This window comes from Phenylobacterium sp. LjRoot219 (assembly GCF_964252995.1).
Taxonomy (GTDB): domain Bacteria; phylum Pseudomonadota; class Alphaproteobacteria; order Caulobacterales; family Caulobacteraceae; genus Phenylobacterium.
On sequence record NZ_CAXUQI020000002.1, the window covers coordinates 968,451 to 985,949 of the forward strand.

Consider the following 17,499-nt stretch of genomic DNA (forward strand, 5'->3'; position numbering starts at 1 on the left):
GCCCTTAGCCCGCAGAAAAGCCGGGCAGGGGTGTTGGCTTGCGCGCCACGAGCGGTCATCAAGGGGCCCATGGACACCGTCACAACGGTCCTCTCGCTGCTGGTCGCGATCGTGGTGAGCGGCGTGGCCGCGCGCGGCACGCGGCTGCCGCTGCCCTTGGTGCAGGTCGCGCTCGGCGCGGTCATCGCCATCTCGGCGATCCCCACGGTCGAGCTTCAGCCCGAGCTGTTCTTCCTGCTGTTCCTGCCGCCGCTGCTGTTCCTCGACGGCTGGCGGATCCCCAAGGACGATCTCTTACGCGACCGCGCCACGGTGCTGGAGCTGGCGATCGGCCTGGTGGTGCTGACGGTCGTCGGCCTGGGCTTTTTGATCCATTGGATGATCCCGGCGATGCCGCTGCCGGTGGCCTTCGCCCTGGCGGCGGTCGTCTCGCCGACCGACCCGATCGCGGTCTCGGCGATCGCCTCGCGCGCCCCGATCCCCAAGCGGCTGATGCACATCCTCGAAGGCGAGTCGCTACTCAACGACGCCTCGGGGCTGGTTTGCATGCGCTTCGCCGTCGCCGCCATGCTGACCGGCGCCTTCTCGCTGCAGGAGGCGATGCTGACCTTCCTATGGCTGGCGATCGGCGGCGTGGCGATCGGCGTCGCCGTCACCCTGGGCATCGCCCGCGCCCAGCGCTGGGTGACGGGGCGGTTCGGCGAGGACACCAGTTCTCAGATCGTCGTCAGTCTGCTGATCCCGTTCGGCGCCTACGCCCTGGCCGAGCACCTGCACTGCTCCGGCATCCTGGCCGCGGTCGCCGCGGGCGTCGCCATGAGCTTCAACGAGCAGCGGACCCTGGCCGTCACCCGGGTGCGCCGGGCGGGCGTCTGGGACACCGTGCAGTTCGTCGCCAACGGCGTGATCTTCGTGCTGCTCGGCGAACAGATGCCGGGCCTGCTGATGCGGGCGAACGAGACAGTGCGCACGTCCGGCCACCAGGAATGGTGGTGGTTGGCGATCTATGTGCTGGCGATCAGCCTGGCGCTCGGCGCGATGCGGTTCGTCTGGGTCTGGACCTCGCTGCGCTTCACCATCTTCCACGCCATCCGGCGCGGCGAAGTCCGGCCGCGGGTCAGCCTGCGGCTGGTGGCGGCGATGTCGCTGGCCGGGGTGCGCGGCGCGATCACCCTGGCCGGGGTGCTCACCCTGCCGCTGACCCTGGCGGACGGCTCGGCCTTCCCGGCCCGCGACCTGGCGATCTTCCTCGCCGCCGGGGTCATTGTCGTCTCGCTGCTGGTGGCCAGCGTCGGGCTGCCGCGGATGCTGCAGGGGCTCGATCTGCCGCCGGAACCGTCGCTACTGCGTGAGCTGGATGCGGCCAGGATCGCCGCCGCCGAGGCGGCGATCCTGGCGATCGAGGCGACCCAGCATCGGCTGGCCGAGGGCCGCGCCGACGCCGACCTCTACGCCGAGGCCTCGGCGCGGCTCATGGAATCCTATCGCAGCCGGATCCTCGCCCGCCAGCAGTCGCCGGAGGCCACTGAGCAGAGCCGCAAGTTCGATCAGATCGAGCGGCAGCTGCGGCTCGCCGGGCTGAAGGCCGAGCGCGCCGAGATCTTCCGTCGCGCGCGGTCGCGCGAGCTGCCGGAGGAGCACGCCCGCAAGCTGGTGCGGGAGATCGACCTGCTGGAAGCCCGCTTCGCAGGTTAGCGCTTGGGCGCGCCGCTCAACGAGCGAACGCGACCGGCCGGCGCGGTCTTGGCGGCGGCCGGCGCCGGGGTCGCGGGCGGGGCGGCCAGCTGCTCTTCGACGTACAGGCGGGCGTTGCGTAGGTGCTCGCGCATCTTCGCTTCGGCGGCGGTCGAGTCGCGCCGGGCGATCGCGGCGACGATCTCCTCGTGCTCCTGCAGCGCCTGCTGGGCGCGGCCGGGCTTGGTGCTCGACTTGTACCGATAGATCCTGAGCAGGTGGTAGAGGTCGCCCATCAGCATCTCGCCCAGCCGCTCGTTGCGGCTGCCGGTGACGATGCGGAAGTGGAAGTCGAAGTCCTTGGACTCCTGGTAGTAGCCCTTGCCTTCCTGCACGCTCTTCTGCTGGCCGTGCTTCTCCAGCAGGCCCTGCAGCGCGGCGATCTCGGCGTCGGTCATGTTCTTCGCCGCCAGGCCCGCGGCCATGCCCTCGAGCGCCTCGCGCACCTGCAGCAGCTCGTTCAGGTCCTTCAGCGACAGGGCGGCGACGCGCACGCCGATGTTCGGCGTGCGCTGCAGCAGCTTGCGGCCCTCGAGCCGGCGGATGGCTTCGCGCAGGGGGCCGCGGCTAACGCCCAGCGAGGCGGCCAGCGCCTGCTCGCTGAGCCGGCTGCCGGGCTCCAGGGCGCCGCTGATGATCGCCGCCTCGATGCGCTCGGCGACGACGTCGACGAGCGACTGCGCCTGCACCTTCTTGTCCAGCAAACCGCTCATCGCGCCCTGTTCTTCCCCATTGCTGCGCCGGAGGCCCCGACGCAGCGCCAGGGCCTATGTAGAATGACGCCCAGCGCTCTGACCAGCAGGGGCGTCAGGCGTTGGCGTACTGCCCGGCGCTCTTGCCCGACAGGCGGCCGAACACCGCACCGTTCATCAGGCCCGTGCCGCCCGGGTAGTTCTGGTAGAACAGCCCGCCGACCAGCTCGCCGGCGGCGAACAGGCCCGGGATCGGCTTGTCGACCAGATCCAGCACATTGCCCTGATTGTTGATCTTCAGGCCGCCGAACGTGAAGGTGATGCCGCAGGTGACGACGAAGCCAGAGTAGGGCGCGGTGTCGATCGGCAGAGCCCAGTTCGACTTCGGCGGGTTGATGCCCTTGGTCGTGACGCCGTCGAGGATCGAGGGGTTGTACTCCCCCGGCTGGCAGGCGGCGTTGAACTCGGCGACGGTCTTCTTCAGGCCCTCGACGTCGATCTCCAGCTGCTCGGCCAACTCCTCGAGGGTGTTGGCGGTCGCCTTGGTGACCTGTTTGATGCGGTACTCGTCGCGCACGTTGTCGATGGTCTTGGCGTCGAAGATCTGCACCGCCGCGCGCATCGGCTGCTTCAGCACCTCTTTGCCGTACTTGGCGTAGGTGTAGTTCCGCATGTCGGCGCCTTCGTCGAGGAAGCGCTCACCGTTCATGTTGACGACGATGCCGATCGGGTAGGAGTGCTTCTGGTAGTTGTCGAGCACCACCCGGTCGCCGAACGGCGGGGCGGAGATGTCCCACTGCACCGCGTGGCAGCTCGACCAGCCGCCGAACGGCTGGGCGCCGATGGCCAGCGCCGCGTTGATGCCGTCGCCGGTGTTGTAGCGGGTGCCGCGCACCTTGCAGAGCTCCCAGCCGGGGCCGAGGTAGCGCACGCGCATCTCCGGGTTGGCCTGGAAGCCGCCGCAGGCCAGCACCACGGCCTTGGCCGGAATGTCCTCGAAGCCGTCCGGCCCCTTGGCGCGCACGCCGACGACCTTGCCCTTCTGGTCCTGGATCAGGCTGACCAGGGCGGTCTCGTAGCGGATCTCGATCTTCGCGCGCTCGGCCGCCTGCATCAGCTGGTCGACCAGACCCCAGCCGCCGCCGATCGCCTCGATGTTCACCCCGCCGTAGAAGTGGTGCTTGCCGTCGATCTTGAACGACTGGCGGCCGAACATCGGGATGAAGCGAATCTTGTGCTTGCGCATCCAGCGCATGGTGTCGCGCGACTGGCCGGCGAGGATCTCGACGAGCTCCTCGTCCGCGTTGTTCTCGGTGACGCGCATGACGTCGTCGACGTACTTTTGCTTGGAGTGCGGCGGCAGGTTGCCGATCTGCTCGACCTCGCCCTGGGTCAGGTCGTCGAGGATGTCGGTGCGCAGGTCGTCGAGGCCGTCATGGACGAAGCGGAAGCCGCCGGCGGTGAACAGCGAGTTGCCGCCGCGCTCGTCGTAGGGGGCTTTCTCGAGCATCAGCACCCGCGCGCCCTGCTCGCTGGCCGACAGCGCCGCGCACGTCGCCGCATTGCCGGCGCCCACAATCACGACGTCCCAAGCTTCGGTCTCGGCCATTTGCACTTTTCCTTCCCTATCGCGCCCGCGAGCCGTACGCGCGGCGGCGCAAACTGTCAACAGTTGACGATAAAGCTCAGGTGCCGCGGTAGACGACGCAGCCTTCGAACAGCCGGCGCGCGGTGCGGTAGACGGCGCCGTGCCGGGCCCGCAGTTCGGCCCCGTCGGCCTCGACCGCGGCGTCGACAAGGGTGACGCCGGAAGGGTGGCCGATGCGGGTCGGGCCGTCGGCGGCGCGGCGCAGGCGGGCCGGGAGCGAGCCCGGGACGCGCGCGGCGATCGCCAGACAGATGGCGCCGGTGATCGGCGTCGCCCGGTGCGGCTGACGCATCGACAGCATGCGGACGATGATGTCGGTCTCGTCGGCGGCCAGGGTCCGGCTCGACAGGGTGTGGGCGGGTTGCGGCGCGCTGACCATCGCCACGATCGGCACGCTGGAGACCTTGGCCGCGGCCTCGAGGTCGGGGGTGATCCCCATCCGCACCGAGGCTGCGCGGCGGATCGCCTCCATCCGCGCGAGGAAGGCCGGGTCCTTCTCCAACTCGTCCGGCAACTCGACGCCGGTCTTGCCGAGATCCTCGGCGGCGACGAAGACGCAGGGGTTGGCCGCGTCGATGCAGGAGGCGGCGATCGGCCCGAAGCCCGCGACCTCCAGCGTGTCGACGGCCTCGCCGGTCGGCAGCAGCCGGCCGGTCTTGGCGCCGCCGGGATCGAGGAACTCCAGCCGGATCGGCGCGGCCTCGCCGGCGACGCCGTCGATCTGCAAGTCGCCGTCGGCGGCCAGCGCGCCGTCCACGACCGGGAAGCGCGCGACGATGATCTTGCCGGTGTTGGTGTTGTGGATGCGGACCACCGCCTCGCCGTCGGCGGGGCGGGGGACCAGGCCTTCTTCGACCGCGAACGGGCCGATCGCCGAGGACATGTTCCCGCAGTTGCCGCCGTAGTCGACCTGCGCCTCGCGCACCGCGACCTGGGCGAAGGTGTAGTCGACGTCGGCGTCCGGCCGGCTCGGCGGTCCGACCACGCAGACCTTGGAGACTGAGGAGACGCCGCCGCCCATGCCGTCGAGCTGCCGGCCGCTCGGATCCGGCGAGCCCATCGCCGCCAGCAGGATCGAGGCCCAATCGGCGCGGTCGGCCGGCAGGTCGGCCTGGCGGAACATCACGGCCTTGGAGGTGCCGCCGCGCATGAACACCGCAGGCAGGCGAAGGTGGCGCATCGTCGTGTCTCCTGGCCTGCCGCCTAAACCGATTGTGTGAGCCGCCAGTCGATCAGCCGCCGCAGGCCCTGCTCGATCGGCACCTCCGGCCGCCAGCCGAGCATGCGCTCGATCTTGGCCCGGCTGAGGTTGAGTTCGGAGCCGCTGGTCGACTTCACGGCGCCGCCGGCGGCGACGTACTCGGGCTGCAGGTCGCGGCCGGTGATCTCGAGCAGGATCTCGACGATCCGCTTCACCGTGGTCTGCTCGCCGGTGACGACGTTGAAGGTCTCGCCCGACACGTCCGAGGCCATCGCCATGACGTTGGCGCGGGCCACGTCGGCGACGTGGATGTAGTCGTGCACCTCGCTGCCGTCGCCGGGCAGGGTCGGCCGCTCGCCGCGCATGATCTTGTCGTAGTTCTCGACGATGTAGAGGGCGTTGACCCCGCGGTAATGCTGGCGCTCGCCGTAGACGGTCGAATAGCGCAGCGCCACGGCGTCGACGCCGTGCTTGGCGGCGTAGAGCTTGCAGAGCGCCTCGCCGATCAGCTTGCTGCAGGAATAGAGCATCGCGCCCGGCTGGAACGGCGCGAGGTTGGACGGCGAGTCCTCGTCGATCAGTCCGGGGCTTGGCTCGCCATAGGCGGCGATCGACGACGAGAAGACCACCTTCTTCACGCGTGCGTAGCGGCAGGCCTCGAACACATTGACCTGGCCCTCGACGTTGACCGCCAGGCCCAGCGGCGGGTTCTGGGTCAGCGGCAGGGTCAGGAAGCCGGCGATGGCGAACACCCCGTCGGCGCCGGTGAAGGCGTCGTAGAGCTCGTTGATCCGCAGGATGTCGCCGCGCACCAGCTTCACCCGGTCGTCGCCGATCAGGTGGCGGGCGGTCTCCGGCGTGCCGAGCGCGAAGTTGTCGAGCAGCACCACCTCGCGCGCGCCCTGGGCGAGTAGCGCGTCGGCCACATGGGTGCCGATCAGGCTGGCGCCGCCGGTGATGACGAACCGTCCGCCGGTGATGTTCATGGCGCGCGCTCCTGTGTTGTTATGCGGCGCAATCTGTGCGCCAGAACTGCCAACTGTCAACAGTTCGCGCATGAGGGAATCCAAAGCCCTTCTCCCCTTTGCGGGAGAAGGTGGCCTCGCGAGGAAGGTCGGATGAGGGGTCGAGCCGACCTGCCGGCCAAGCTCTCTGAGCATCGAGCGACAAGCGCCGCGCGACCCCTCATCCGTCAGCTTCGCTGACACCTTCTCCCGCAAGGGGAGAAGGGAAGTCGTCTGGTCTTACTTCGGCGCGACGCCGTCCTCGTGCGCCATCCAGTGCACGAAGCGGTGCAGCGGATACATGGCGTCGTGCGGGTTGCCGATGGTCGAAGGCCCGGCCTCGCCGAGGTGGACGATGCGCTGCGCGCCGCCGCTGGCCAGCCGGTCGCGGTAGGCCGGCATCCGGTCGAACGGATAGAAGCCGACGGTCTGGGTCGCGACGTTGACCCACTTCACCGCGTCGTCGAGGCTGTCGACCCGCACCACGTTGGCGGTCTTGTTGATCGGGTGGAAATCCACCGGCTCGTCCGAGCGGATCACGACCCCCTTGCCGTCGGGCCGGCCCCAGACGCCGTAGTCGTCGTCCATCATCGTCAGGGTCTCGATCTGCTCGCGCAGGTCCATGTCGAGCGGACGGACGTCGCCCGAGGCCGCCGCGCGTTCGGCGATCCGCTTGTGCAGCTTCTCGCAGAAGCGGTCGACGTCGGCCTGGCCGCCCTCGACATAGAGGAAGCGGCTGGCGACGCAGGCTTCCTGGTTGAGCGTCATGACGTCGGCGGACGCCAGGTCGGCGGCCAGCGTCAGCGTCTCGTCGGAGGCGAAGGCCTCCTTGCCGACCATCGAGATCGAGGTCTTCGGGTCGAACGAGACCAGCTGGAAGCCGGGGCCCAGGTACTTGATGACGTTGTTGATCGCGTCGCCGCCGCCCCAGGCGACGATCTTGTCGAAGTACTGCGGGCGGTAGAGCACCCGCTCGGTCGCGTCGTCGCCGCCGCGCCAGTAGACCGCCGACATCGACTTCACGATCGGATGGTTCGGGTCGATCGCCGCCATCGTCCGCAGGATCGCGACCATGGTGAAGGGGTCGGCCGAGGACATCTTGAACAGGTTTACGGCCTTGACCATCGAGCCCTGGGCGACCGACTTCACCGCGACGCCCGGCGAGTTGCCCGGCAGCACGTGGATCAGCCGCGGCGCGAAGGCGCGCACGAAGCTCTTGCGGCCGGTGAAGTCCTGCTTCGGCACCCAGCCGTCGAGCGCCGCAGGGTCGGGGAAGTTCTGCTCGACCTCGGCCATGAGGATGCGCTTGTCGAGGTAGGCGACGGCGTGCTTCGCCGTGGTCTCGACGACGCTGCGCGGCAGGATGTGCGTCGACGCCATTCGGTCGAAGCATTCCTGCATGTAGGGATTGTCGGGCGCTAGCATCCGCTGGCCGGTCTCGACCAGGAAGTCGATGATCTCCGCCAGCGGCACGTTGAGCAGCGGCGGGACCTCGGTGCGCGGATGGACCGCCTTGTTGAGGTCGATCTTCGGCGTCGCGAAGGTCACCCCGAGGTCGCGCGAGCGGTGGGTGACGTCCTGGCTCTCGACCAGTTCGCCGCGCAGGAAGAAGGGCGCGGAGACGACCGCCTCGGCGGCGCTTTTGGTGTCGGTCGCGTTCATGCCACACCTCTCACATAGGCATCGACGGTGCCCGCGCAGCCGATCTTGTCGTCGCCTTCGAGGTCGGCGTAGCGGACGATGTTGTCGCGGATCGACGGGCCCTTGCGGCCGCAGCCGCAGGGGTCGAACGACAGCGATATTTTATCACCGGTGATGACGCCGCCCCAGCGGCCGTCGAGCGACAGGTCGAAGAAGGCGGCGCGGCCCTCGATCTCGCCTTCGCCGTAGCCGGGCGCCAGCGCGTCGCCGTCCTTGTTGAGGATCATCGGCACGATCCAGGCCGGCACGTGATAGCGGCCGCCCTCGGGACACTTCGGCATGCCGGAGTTGAGCTCCTGCATCGAGTAGTTCTGGAAGTGGCGGCCTTCCGGGATGTTGAAGGTCTCGTGGACGAACTGCTGGTAGTCCGGCGGCAGCTGGGCGCGCTTCAGCCCGCCGCCGACGTAGATGCAGTTGTCCGGGTTGAAGTCCTTGGCGCTGTAGCCGCGCTCACGCACCGCCTTGGCGACCTGGTAGAGGCCGTTCCACAGGCCCGAGACCATCAGCTTCTTGTCGCGGTTGGCGATCAGCGCGTCGGCGGTCAGGCCGACGGCCGCGTCGACCGCCGCCTGGCGCTCTTTCGAGGTCTCCTCGAAGTCGGCGAGTTCGCCGGGCAGGGCGGTCCCGTCGGCGATCTTCTTGCGCAGCACCACCATCTTGGTCAGCGACCCGACGGTGATCGGCGGCACCGGATAGTTCCAGCCCGGCCAATCCGGATTGCAGAAGGCGGCCTCCTGGGCCTGGCCGATGGTGATGTTCTTCGGCACGCTGGCGACCGGCCCGGTGCCGAACCGCATGCGGTCCTTGGCCGGCTGCACGCCGGAGCCCCAGGCGAAGACGTTGACCGTGTCGATCTTCGACCAGTCCATGTCCGCCTGCGAGGCGATCAGCATCGCCGACTTGCCGGTCGTGCCGCTGGAGCAGGAGATGAAGTGCCCGGCCGCCTGCAGCCGGCCGATCCAGTCGTCGACGTCGGCGACGCCGTTGAGGTCGATCGGCTTGATCGGATGCGAGGAGACGGTGCCCAGCCACTTGGTCAGCCGGTCCCACTTCTCCTCCATCAGCCAGCCTTCCGGATAGCTCTTGTAGGCGGTGTGCGGGAACAGCAGCGGCACCGCATCCTGGATCGAGCGGATCTCGCTCGCACCGGCTTCCTTGGCGCGGTGCGCCAGCAGCTTGATGTTGTCCTTGCGCTCCTGGAAGCGTTCGTTCAGCGCCTCGACCTGCGCCGCGCGCAGCTCCGAATGCGGGATGTCAAACCGGCTTTCGTCCGACACGAGCCGGGTAAGGCGCTCGACCGCCGCTCCCATACGTTCCTCCGTTTTTGGTTTCTTGGGGGCGTCGTTTAATGGCGCCTTATACGTGTCATTGCGCGCCCTCTCGGCGCGAAAGGCAAGTGGTTTCTGCGGCTCCGCTGCGGCGATTTCCGCGAGACTATTCAACCGCGTCATCCCGGCCGAAGCGCCGGGACCCAGGGGCGGTGCGCACGGCCCCTGGGTCCCGGATCGGCCTTGCAGGCCGTCCGGGATGACGGGTTTGGAAGGCTCCGCCTAGCCGCCGAACCGCGCGCGCAGCCGCACGCCGTACATCCGCGGCTCGCCGAGGTATTTCGACATGAAGCCGGTCGCGAGCTGGTCGTTGATGTGGGTGTAGTACTTCTCCTTCGTCAGGTTGGTGACGAAGAAGGAGGCGTCCACCGGCTTCCCGGCGATCTCGTTCCAGTTGAGGTTCAGGTTCACCAGTTCGACCGACGGCAGGACGCCGGTCGCCCGGTCGGGGATCACCACTACGTCGCTGGTGTAGCTGTAGGTGCCGCTGAGCGTGACCTCGCCGACCGTCTCCGGCACGGGCAGGGTGTAGCTGGCGGTGATCGTCGCCTTGTTCTTCGGCGAGAACGGCAGCCGGCCGCCCTCCACCGGACCTTGCGAGGCGGTGTCGTAGAGGCTGCCGGGGATGAACGAGGCCGGGACCGGGAACTGGGTGAACTCGGTCAGGGTGGCGTTCAGATAGGCATAGCTGGCGTCGATCCGGAAATCGCGGAACGGCGAGAACGAGCTTTCGACCTCGACCCCCCAGATCCGCGAGCGGCCGGCGTTCACGATCGCCGAGTTCGGCGAGACGATGTTGTTGACGTTGCGGAAGCCGGTGGAGATCTGCTGGTCGCGGAAGTCGTTGTAGTAGGCCGCGATGTTCAGCAGGCCCGGCATCGCGCCACGCCAGCTGGTCTTGGCGCCGACCTCGTAGGTGTCGACCTTTTCCGGCCCGAAGGTGCGGTAGCCGTCGGCGCCGTAGGGGTTGATGCTGCCCTGGCGGTAGCCGCGGCTGTACTTGCCGTAGAGCAGCACGTCCTCGGTCGGCTTGTAGTCCAGGCCGAGCAGCCAGGTCGGCTTGTCCGACGTCTGCTTCAGCGCCTCGCGGCAGGAGCTCTCGAGCTGGCTGATCGGGATCGCGTTCGAGAAGTCGAGCGCGCCGGCGGCGGTCCGCGTCGGCCCGACCGGCCCGAACCGCGGGTCGAGGCAGTAGAGCCGCGGATCGTTCGCCGCCGGGAAGCGGATCACCTGGTTCTGGCCGAGGCCGCTGGTCTTGTCCCAGGTGTAGCGCAGGCCGGCGGTCAGCTTGACCTGCTCGGTGAGGTCGTAGGTGCCCTGCGCATAGAGGCCGATATTGCGATAGCTGGTCCGGTTCAGCTGGCGGCTGACCGAGCCGATCGGCGAGCGCAGCAAGGTGCCTAGGATGTCGGTGCACTGCAGGCCGCCGACGTCGGTGCAGTCGAGGTTCGAGGGGCTCTGGTTGCCGTACAGGTCGTCCAGCGGCGTGCTCTTCTCGAAGTAGCCGCCGGCCTGCCAGATCAGCCGGTTGTCCAGGTTGTCCCCCTGGAACTGCAGTTCCTCGGTGAAGGTGTCTTGGTGATTGTTGTCGCGGTCCGGCGCGTGCTGCACCACGACGAACGGGAAGTCGCGGCCGGCGAAGGCCCCGGTGGGGATGTTGGTCGTGCCCGTGCTGTTGCTGAGCACGCTCGGCACGACGAAGCGGGCGCCGAACAGGTCGTTGCGGTTGGTGTTCTTCAGCTGGGCGTAGGAGATGATGTTCTTGACGGTCAGCGCGTCGCTGACCCGCCAGGTGGTGGTGTTGATCAGCTGCCACTGCGCCATCCGCGACTGCGGATTCTCCAGCGTGTTCTCGCCGACGTAGAAGCCGTCGCCCTGCAGCCGGCCGAAGGTGCCGCAGCTCAGCGGCCCGAACGGGAAGGGCGTCGGGTTGCAGGCGGTCATCTTCGGCAGCGGGCCGTTGTTGTCGGACACCTGGTAGGAGGCGATCGAGTAGTTCTCGATGTCCGGCGTCACGTCGACCACCAGGCTGGCGCGCGCGGCGGTGTAGTCGATGTCGCTGAACCGCGACGGGCCGACGCCCGAGAGGTTCTTCACGTAGCCGTCGCGCTTCTGCTGGTCGAGGCCGACGCGCAGGCGCGCGATGTCGCCCAGCGGCGCGTTCACCACCGCCTGGAACCGGCGCATGTCGTAGTTGCCGAGCGAGACCTCGGCGTAGCCCTCGAAGCGGTCGGTCGGCTTCTGCGGCACCAGCAGGATCGCCCCGCCCGTGGTGTTGCGGCCGAACAGCGTGCCTTGCGGCCCCTTCAGCACCTGGACGTTCTGCAGGTCGAAGAAGCTGCCCGGGCCGGCGCCGTCGCCGGCCACGGTGCCCAGGCCGCCGCTGCGCGGGGCGACGACATCGGCGAAATAGACCGCCACCGAGGCGGTCGTGCGGAGCTCCTGGTTGAAGCCGCGGATCGAGAAGGAGGTGTTTTCGGTGCCGAACCGCGAGTTCGCCGACAGCGACGGCGTGTAGGTCGCCAGGTCGCGGCCGGTGACCACGTTGCGGTTGGTCAGCTGCTCCTGGCTGTAGACGGTCATCGAGATCGGCACGTCCTGCAGCCGCTCCTCGACCCGCCGAGCGGTGACGATCACGTCCTCGACGACCGCCGCGCCCTGTGGCGTGAACTGCACGGCCTCCTGCGCGAGCGCCGGCGCGGCCATGCCGAGCCCCAGCGCCGAGGTGACAAGCAACATCGCCTTGGTGTTCATGGCGTTTCTCCCAGTCTTGTTTCGGAGCGTTGATCGCTCGCTTGTGCGGATCTTGCGGCCCCGCCGGATCGGCGCCTTAATGGCGCCTGAAGCGGTGCATTGGCCCGATCGTATAGCGACGCTCCGCCAATCTGTCGACAGTTGGCAGTCATCAATATTTCAGTGTTGCAGAGTTGCCAGCCGCCTCGGCGCGCGGTTAACCTCGCCGCCGGGGTAGGAAACAAAAAACGGAGCTGCGGCGTGGGCTTGTGGGCCTGGACGCTTCTGTTCATCGCGATCGGCCTGTCGGCCGCGCGGATGATCCGCTCGGTGCTGACCGGCGAGGCGCGCTGCGGCCGCCGGCTATGCGACCGGGCTTCGGCGCCCAGCCTCTACTGGCTGGTGGTCGCCTTCGACGTCGCGGTGTTTCTCGGCTCCGCCGGGCTGATCGCCTCCTGGGCGGCGGCCGCGCCGTCGGCTTAAACGCCGACGGGAACGATTGACCGCTCGGGCGCATCCGCCCAGAGCTGCGCCGTGTCCGCTTCCGTCCCCATTCACGCCCCGGTGTCGCGGCCCGTGCTGGGCATCGTGCTCCGCGTCGCGTCGATGGCCTGCATGGCGGCGATGTACGCCCTGGTGAAGCTGTGCGGCGACCGCGGCGTGCCGGTGTTCGAGATCATCTTCTTCCGCAACGCCTTCGCCTTCCTTCCGCTCGGGCTCTACATCTGGCGCACCACCGGCTTCGAGGTGCTTAGGACGCGGCGTCCGCTCGGCCACCTGATGCGCTCGGTGGTCGGCCTGACCGGCATGCTGTGCGGCTTCTCGGCGGTGCAGCACCTGCCGCTGACCGAGGCCACGGCCCTGCAGTTCGCCTCGCCGCTGTTCATGACGGCGATGTCGGCGGTGCTGCTCAGCGAGCCGGTCGGCCGACACCGCTGGGCGGCGGTGATCGTCGGCTTCGTCGGGGTGATGATCATGGCCCGGCCGATCCCCGGGCAGATGAACGTGGTCGGCGTCACCTACGGCCTGCTCAGCGCCGTCGGCGTCGCCGGGGCCATGGTCGCCATCCGCCAGATCGCCGACACCGAGCGCGGCCCGACCATCGTCTTCTACTTCACCCTCGCCGGCACGGTGCTCGGCCTGGTCGGCTCGCTGCTGTTCGGCTGGAGCGTTCCGGATCGCGGGACGCTGGTGCTGCTGATCTGCGCCGGCGTCGTCGGCGGGATCGGCCAGCTGCTGCTGACCGAAGCGCTGCGCGCCGCGCCGGTCGGGGTCGTCGCGCCGTTCGACTACACCCAGCTGGTCTGGGCGGCGCTGCTGGGCTTGCTGATCTGGGGCGAGCTGCCGCATCCGGCGACCGTCGTCGGCTCGCTGATCGTCGCCGCCAGCGGGGTCTACATCCTGCACCGCGAACTGCGCCGCTTCCGGGCCGCGCCGGGCGGCTGAGGGCGACCCGTCGGGATTCTCGATTTGACCGGCCTCGTGGGGCGGACTAAGCACCTGCTCAGCTTGGCGTTGCGCGCCGGGCCCAGACCCGCTGCAGGCCAGGATTCCCGAGCACGCTGATGAACAGTCCGATCCTTGCCTGGCTCCTGGAGCACTATCACTGGCAGCTGTCGCTGCTGACCGGCGCGGCGATCTTCGCGGCGACCTTCGTCTTCAATCAGGTTCTGAGGCTGATCCCGACGTTCAAGGGGGCTCGCCGGCTCAACCAGGACGCCTATCGCGCCAAGATGGCGAAGCCGGTCTATGCGGCGAACCAGAAGTGGAACCGCAAGTGGGCCTCGCTCTACCTGCTGGTGATCTTCGGCGTGGTGATGCCGTTCTGCCTGACGCTCGATCCGCAGCCCTGGTGGCGGGTGCTGCGGGACATCGTCGTGATCCTGTTGTTCTACGATTTCTTCTACTACCTGACGCACCGCTTCGTGTTTCACCACAACGGCGTCACCGGCGGGCCGCTGGTCTGGATGCACGCGGTGCACCATCAGCAGCACAACCCCTGCCGGATGGACTCCAGCTACATCCACCCGCTGGAAGTGGCGATCGGGCTCGGCCTCTACGTCGCGAGCATCTTCGTGCTGTCGCGGTTCATGGGCAATTTCCACATGGCGACCATCGTCGTCACCTGGCTCGCCTTCACCGAGATCAACCTGCACAACCACGACCTCTGGCAGGCGGACCGCTTCCCGTTCCGCTACCTGAACTACGCGGCGAAGATGCACCACAACCACCACGCCAAGTTCACCGGCGGCAACTACGCCACCATCACCCTGTTCTACGACTGGCTGTTCGGCACCCTGGATCATGGCCAGGGCCACAAGGCGCTCGCCCGGGCGCAGGCGAAAGCCAAGGCGCAGGCCTGAGCGCCGGGCTCGCGGCCTGGACCTCTGTGGCGTTGCACTAGCGACCTGCCGTTTCGGCGGCCCGGCGGCCGATGACCCAGGCCGTCAGGTCGCGATCGCCTATGGTCAACCGCAGGTGTAATCCGCATGGTGCGCGCCTGATCGGTCCAGCCTGCCGTGAGGAGCTGAAAACCCCATGCCGAAGACCGCAGCGCCGAGCGGCGAATCCGCGACCGACCTGATCGACGCAAGGATCAAGGAGTTGGCCGACTGGCGGGGCGCGACGCTCGCCCAGGTCCGCGCGCTGATCCGCCAGGCGGTCCCCGACGTGGTCGAGGAGTGGAAGTGGCGCGGCGTGCCGGTGTGGTCGCGCGACGGCATGATCTGCACCGGCGAGACCTACAAGAGCGCCGTGAAGCTGACCTTCGCCAAGGGCGCCGCGCTTGAGGATCCGGCGGGCCTGTTCAACGCCAGTCTGGAAGGCAACACCCGGCGCGCCATCGACATCCATGAAGGCGTTGAACTGGACGCCGAGGCCTTCAAGGCGCTGATCGGCGCCGCCGTGGCGCTGAACCGCGCCAAGCGCCGCTGATCGCACGCAGTTGCTCCGCCTGACGCCGATCTGACCCCGGTACCAGCCGCCGGGCAGCCAGACGATCCTGACGCTGTCGGTCTACGACCTCGCGCGCCAGAGCGTGCCGGTCGCCGATCCGCTCAACCCGGGCTTCAGCGTCCAGGTCGGCGAGACGAAGTCCAAGGGCGTCGAGCTGGAGGGGCGCGGCTCGATCCTGCCGGGCCTCGAGTTCAGCGCCGCCGCCACCTACATGGACATCGAGTTCACCCGCGGAAACCTGCCGTCGACGACCATCGTCAACGGCCAGGTGCTGTCGGGCGTTACCGGCACCACGCCGCTCGGCGTGCCGAAGTGGACCGCCTCAGGCTTCCTGTCCTACGAGTTGGCCAAGAACGACCGCATCGCCGGCCCGGTGAGCGGCCTGACCGTCGGCGGCGGCGTGCGCTACGTCGGCGGCTCCGACGGCACCTACACGCTGACGTCCGGCACGGTGACGACCGCCGGGCGGTTCCGCACCGACGGTTATGTGCTGGTCGACGCGCTGCTCGGCTATGACCTGGGCGCCGCCAACCTGCAGCTCCAGGGCCTCAGCGTCGCGCTGAACGCCAGCAACCTGCTGAACACCCGCCACGTCACCAGCTGCCTGTCGAGCAACTGGTGCTGGTTCGGCGCGCCGCGCACCATACAAGGGACGCTGCGCTACAGGTGGTAAGGTCGGGTGAGGGGCGGCCGACGACGGCCGCCCTCGCTGGCTATCAGAGGCGCAGGCCGCTGAGCAGCGCCTGACGCTGGCCACCCGCTGGGTTGGCGGAGCCTGTTCAAGACCTGCGGAGAAGGCGCCTACTTGAGGCGGTTGTTCCAGCCACCCCACCACCTGCCGGACCAATTGCTCCACCAGCGGCCCCAGTGCTTGCCGTTGCCGCCGCCGCCGCCGGAACCCGAGGGGCCGCCGGGATTGCTGTGTTCGTCCGAACCGCTCGATGCGCCCGAGCCGTTGCTCGGGGATCCGCCGCCGCCCGTATAGCTGCCGACGCCGGAGGCGGCGATCGCGGGAGAGGACAGGCTGGTCGACAAGAGCATTGTCATGGCGGGCGGAGTCACGAGTGCGAATTTGCCTGCTGTGCCCAGAAAGGCGCGGCGCTCCACCTCGGCCTGCGTTCGCTGTTCTTCTTTCTCCATGCTCAAATCTCCTGGTCGCGCAGAAATAGGAGCTGGTTTCTTGGTGAGCCAGGAAATCAGCTGCATGACCGACTTACGGGAAGAAGCGAGAGGCTGACTTGTCTAAAGACAATTTGGATGTTCGCCGCTCAATACCCGGAAGCTCCAACATCTCGCGGCGCTTCCCGGTGACCTTCGGCGAACCGCCTGTAGCGATGCCCATTCAGCCGGAATGGCCGCGCCGCCAACACCTGCAAGCACTGCAGGTTCAACGACAGAACTACTGCGTGGATTGGCTCCGTCGCGGACGCGATGGCGCGCCGCACCCCGCCGCCGAGAGGCTCAGATGTCGCCCATGCCGGCTTCTTCCGCATCGTGGGCGCCGAGCGCGACGAACTGGTCGAGCAGCCAGGAGGCGGCCGGACCGGGCGGGGCGTCGCGCCGCCAGATGCCGTTGAAGCGATAGGTGCCGCCGGGATGGTCGGGCATCGCCAGCCGCACCAGCGTGCCGGCGACCAGGTCGGGCTGGATCATCGGCAGCGGCATGTTCCCCCAGCCGACGCCCTCGCGCAGCAGGGCGTGCTTGGCGCCGAGGTCGGCCAGCCGCCAGGTCCGCGAGCTCAGCACCGAGAAGTCGCGGCCTTCGGTGAAGCGCGAGCGGTCGGTCAGCACCAGCTGGGTGTATTGGCGTCCGGCGCCGGGCGGGATCTCGGTCATCCGGCCGAGCGGATGGTCGGGCGCGGCCACCGGGACCATCGGCGTCGAGCCGGCGGCGATCAGCTCGACCCCGTCGACGCCGGCGGCCAGCGGACCGGAGACGCCGACCACCGCCTCGCGGTCGAGCACCAGCGAGACGATCGCGCCGAGCGCCTCGACGTGCAGCCGCAGCGTCACCGTCGGAAACTGCTCGGCGAAGGCGCGCAACACCTTCCCCAGGCGCTCGGCCGGCAGCATGACGTCGACCGCCAGGTCCACCTCGGCTTCCAGGCCTTCGAGCAATCCTTTCACCTTGGCGCGCAGGCTGTCGACACCCTGCGCCACCGCCCGCGCCTCGGCCAGCAGGGCGCGGCCGGCCACCGTCAGCTGCGGCTTGCGCGAGCCCTCGCGGTCGAACAGCGTCACCCCGAGCTGCGCCTCCAGATTGGCGACGCCGTAGCTGATCACCGAGACCGCCCGGTTCAGCCGCTTGCCGGCGGCGGCGAAACTGCCGGTGTCGACCACCGCCAGGAAGGTGCGAAGCTGGTCGAAGGTCGGCGTGCCCGGGTTGGCCAATGTTCAACTTTCTAGAACGTTTTGAGCAAACTTATCTGGCTCTTATCGAACGCCGGCAAGGCCTAAAACCTCTCCCAACAGCGCCGCTGAGGCGCCCCGGAAACTCCTGGAG

Annotated in this window: 15 protein-coding genes; 6 read left to right on the top strand and 9 right to left on the bottom strand. The window is 68.5% G+C overall.

Annotated elements, in window-relative coordinates; genetic code table 11:
- Positions 1–69 precede the first annotated feature (69 nt).
- Entirely contained in the window at positions 70–1,695 is a 1,626-nt protein-coding gene (locus ACSQ14_RS22475) for a Na+/H+ antiporter (RefSeq protein ID WP_436016699.1), read from the top strand.
- Here ACSQ14_RS22475 and ACSQ14_RS22480 read toward each other — a convergent pair.
- The 7 genes from ACSQ14_RS22480 to ACSQ14_RS22510 form a co-directional block, all read right to left on the bottom strand.
- The gene (locus ACSQ14_RS22480; RefSeq protein WP_436016701.1) at positions 1,692–2,447 is read right to left on the bottom strand and encodes a GntR family transcriptional regulator; all 756 of its coding nucleotides are present in this window, start codon (positions 2,445–2,447) and stop codon (positions 1,692–1,694) included. The two genes, ACSQ14_RS22475 and ACSQ14_RS22480, sit on opposite strands and share 4 nt — an antisense overlap.
- 94 nt (positions 2,448–2,541) lie before the next feature.
- A complete protein-coding gene (gene tcuA / locus ACSQ14_RS22485) occupies positions 2,542–4,035 on the bottom strand; it encodes an FAD-dependent tricarballylate dehydrogenase TcuA (protein WP_436016703.1) in 1,494 nt (497 codons plus the stop codon).
- Between the two features lie 76 nt (positions 4,036–4,111).
- Positions 4,112–5,254 carry a 2-methylaconitate cis-trans isomerase PrpF family protein gene (locus tag ACSQ14_RS22490; protein ID WP_436016705.1) on the bottom strand — a complete coding sequence of 381 codons (1,143 nt, stop codon included), beginning with the start codon at positions 5,252–5,254 and terminating at the stop codon, positions 4,112–4,114.
- A gap of 23 nt (positions 5,255–5,277) precedes the next feature.
- Positions 5,278–6,261 carry an NAD-dependent epimerase/dehydratase family protein gene (locus ACSQ14_RS22495; protein ID WP_436016707.1) on the bottom strand — a complete coding sequence of 328 codons (984 nt, stop codon included), beginning with the start codon at positions 6,259–6,261 and terminating at the stop codon, positions 5,278–5,280.
- A gap of 258 nt (positions 6,262–6,519) precedes the next feature.
- Entirely contained in the window at positions 6,520–7,941 is a 1,422-nt protein-coding gene (locus ACSQ14_RS22500) for an acyl-CoA reductase (protein ID WP_436016709.1), read from the bottom strand.
- On the bottom strand, positions 7,938–9,290 hold the full coding sequence (locus tag ACSQ14_RS22505) for a hypothetical protein (protein WP_436016711.1): 1,353 nt from the start codon (positions 9,288–9,290) through the stop codon (positions 7,938–7,940). Before ACSQ14_RS22505 ends, ACSQ14_RS22500 begins: the two co-directional genes overlap by 4 nt.
- Positions 9,291–9,530: 240 nt before the next feature.
- Positions 9,531–12,062: a TonB-dependent receptor gene (locus ACSQ14_RS22510; RefSeq protein ID WP_436016713.1), complete on the bottom strand. Its 2,532-nt coding sequence runs from the start codon at positions 12,060–12,062 to the stop codon at positions 9,531–9,533.
- A 240-nt stretch (positions 12,063–12,302) separates the two neighbouring features.
- Here ACSQ14_RS22510 and ACSQ14_RS22515 point away from each other — a divergent pair, with 240 nt between their 5' ends.
- The 5 genes from ACSQ14_RS22515 (at position 12,303) to ACSQ14_RS22535 (ending at position 15,669) form a co-directional block, all read left to right on the top strand.
- The gene (locus ACSQ14_RS22515; protein ID WP_436016715.1) at positions 12,303–12,524 is read left to right on the top strand and encodes a hypothetical protein; all 222 of its coding nucleotides are present in this window, start codon (positions 12,303–12,305) and stop codon (positions 12,522–12,524) included.
- 51 nt (positions 12,525–12,575) lie between these two features.
- Positions 12,576–13,487: a DMT family transporter gene (locus tag ACSQ14_RS22520; protein WP_436016717.1), complete on the top strand. Its 912-nt coding sequence runs from the start codon at positions 12,576–12,578 to the stop codon at positions 13,485–13,487.
- Between the two features lie 119 nt (positions 13,488–13,606).
- Positions 13,607–14,404: a sterol desaturase family protein gene (locus ACSQ14_RS22525; RefSeq protein WP_436016719.1), complete on the top strand. Its 798-nt coding sequence runs from the start codon at positions 13,607–13,609 to the stop codon at positions 14,402–14,404.
- A 175-nt stretch (positions 14,405–14,579) separates the two neighbouring features.
- Positions 14,580–14,975: a DUF1801 domain-containing protein gene (locus ACSQ14_RS22530; protein WP_436016721.1), complete on the top strand. Its 396-nt coding sequence runs from the start codon at positions 14,580–14,582 to the stop codon at positions 14,973–14,975.
- Positions 14,976–15,042: 67 nt separating this feature from the next.
- On the top strand, positions 15,043–15,669 hold the full coding sequence (locus ACSQ14_RS22535; protein ID WP_436017600.1) for a TonB-dependent receptor domain-containing protein: 627 nt from the start codon (positions 15,043–15,045) through the stop codon (positions 15,667–15,669).
- A 128-nt stretch (positions 15,670–15,797) separates the two neighbouring features.
- Here ACSQ14_RS22535 and ACSQ14_RS22540 read toward each other — a convergent pair whose 3' ends face one another.
- The gene (locus ACSQ14_RS22540; RefSeq protein WP_436016723.1) at positions 15,798–16,136 is read right to left on the bottom strand and encodes a hypothetical protein; all 339 of its coding nucleotides are present in this window, start codon (positions 16,134–16,136) and stop codon (positions 15,798–15,800) included.
- Positions 16,137–16,457: 321 nt separating this feature from the next.
- Positions 16,458–17,387, bottom strand: coding sequence for a LysR family transcriptional regulator (locus tag ACSQ14_RS22545; protein WP_436016725.1), 930 nt, complete (start codon positions 17,385–17,387; stop codon positions 16,458–16,460).
- Positions 17,388–17,499 lie beyond the last annotated feature (112 nt).

Bases quoted from the DNA above. Each gene is read 5' to 3' on its own strand.
- ACSQ14_RS22490 (WP_436016705.1), bottom strand. From the start codon at position 5,254: ATGCGCCACCTTCGCCTGCCTGCGGTGTTCATGCGCGGCGGCACCTCC.
- ACSQ14_RS22525 (WP_436016719.1), top strand. From the start codon at position 13,607: ATGAACAGTCCGATCCTTGCCTGGCTCCTGGAGCACTATCACTGGCAG.
- ACSQ14_RS22510 (WP_436016713.1), bottom strand. From the start codon at position 12,062: ATGAACACCAAGGCGATGTTGCTTGTCACCTCGGCGCTGGGGCTCGGC.
- tcuA (WP_436016703.1), bottom strand. From the start codon at position 4,035: ATGGCCGAGACCGAAGCTTGGGACGTCGTGATTGTGGGCGCCGGCAAT.
- ACSQ14_RS22480 (WP_436016701.1), bottom strand. From the start codon at position 2,447: ATGAGCGGTTTGCTGGACAAGAAGGTGCAGGCGCAGTCGCTCGTCGAC.
- ACSQ14_RS22540 (WP_436016723.1), bottom strand. From the start codon at position 16,136: ATGGAGAAAGAAGAACAGCGAACGCAGGCCGAGGTGGAGCGCCGCGCC.
- ACSQ14_RS22500 (WP_436016709.1), bottom strand. From the start codon at position 7,941: ATGAACGCGACCGACACCAAAAGCGCCGCCGAGGCGGTCGTCTCCGCG.
- ACSQ14_RS22530 (WP_436016721.1), top strand. From the start codon at position 14,580: ATGCCGAAGACCGCAGCGCCGAGCGGCGAATCCGCGACCGACCTGATC.
- ACSQ14_RS22505 (WP_436016711.1), bottom strand. From the start codon at position 9,290: ATGGGAGCGGCGGTCGAGCGCCTTACCCGGCTCGTGTCGGACGAAAGC.
- ACSQ14_RS22475 (WP_436016699.1), top strand. From the start codon at position 70: ATGGACACCGTCACAACGGTCCTCTCGCTGCTGGTCGCGATCGTGGTG.
- ACSQ14_RS22495 (WP_436016707.1), bottom strand. From the start codon at position 6,261: ATGAACATCACCGGCGGACGGTTCGTCATCACCGGCGGCGCCAGCCTG.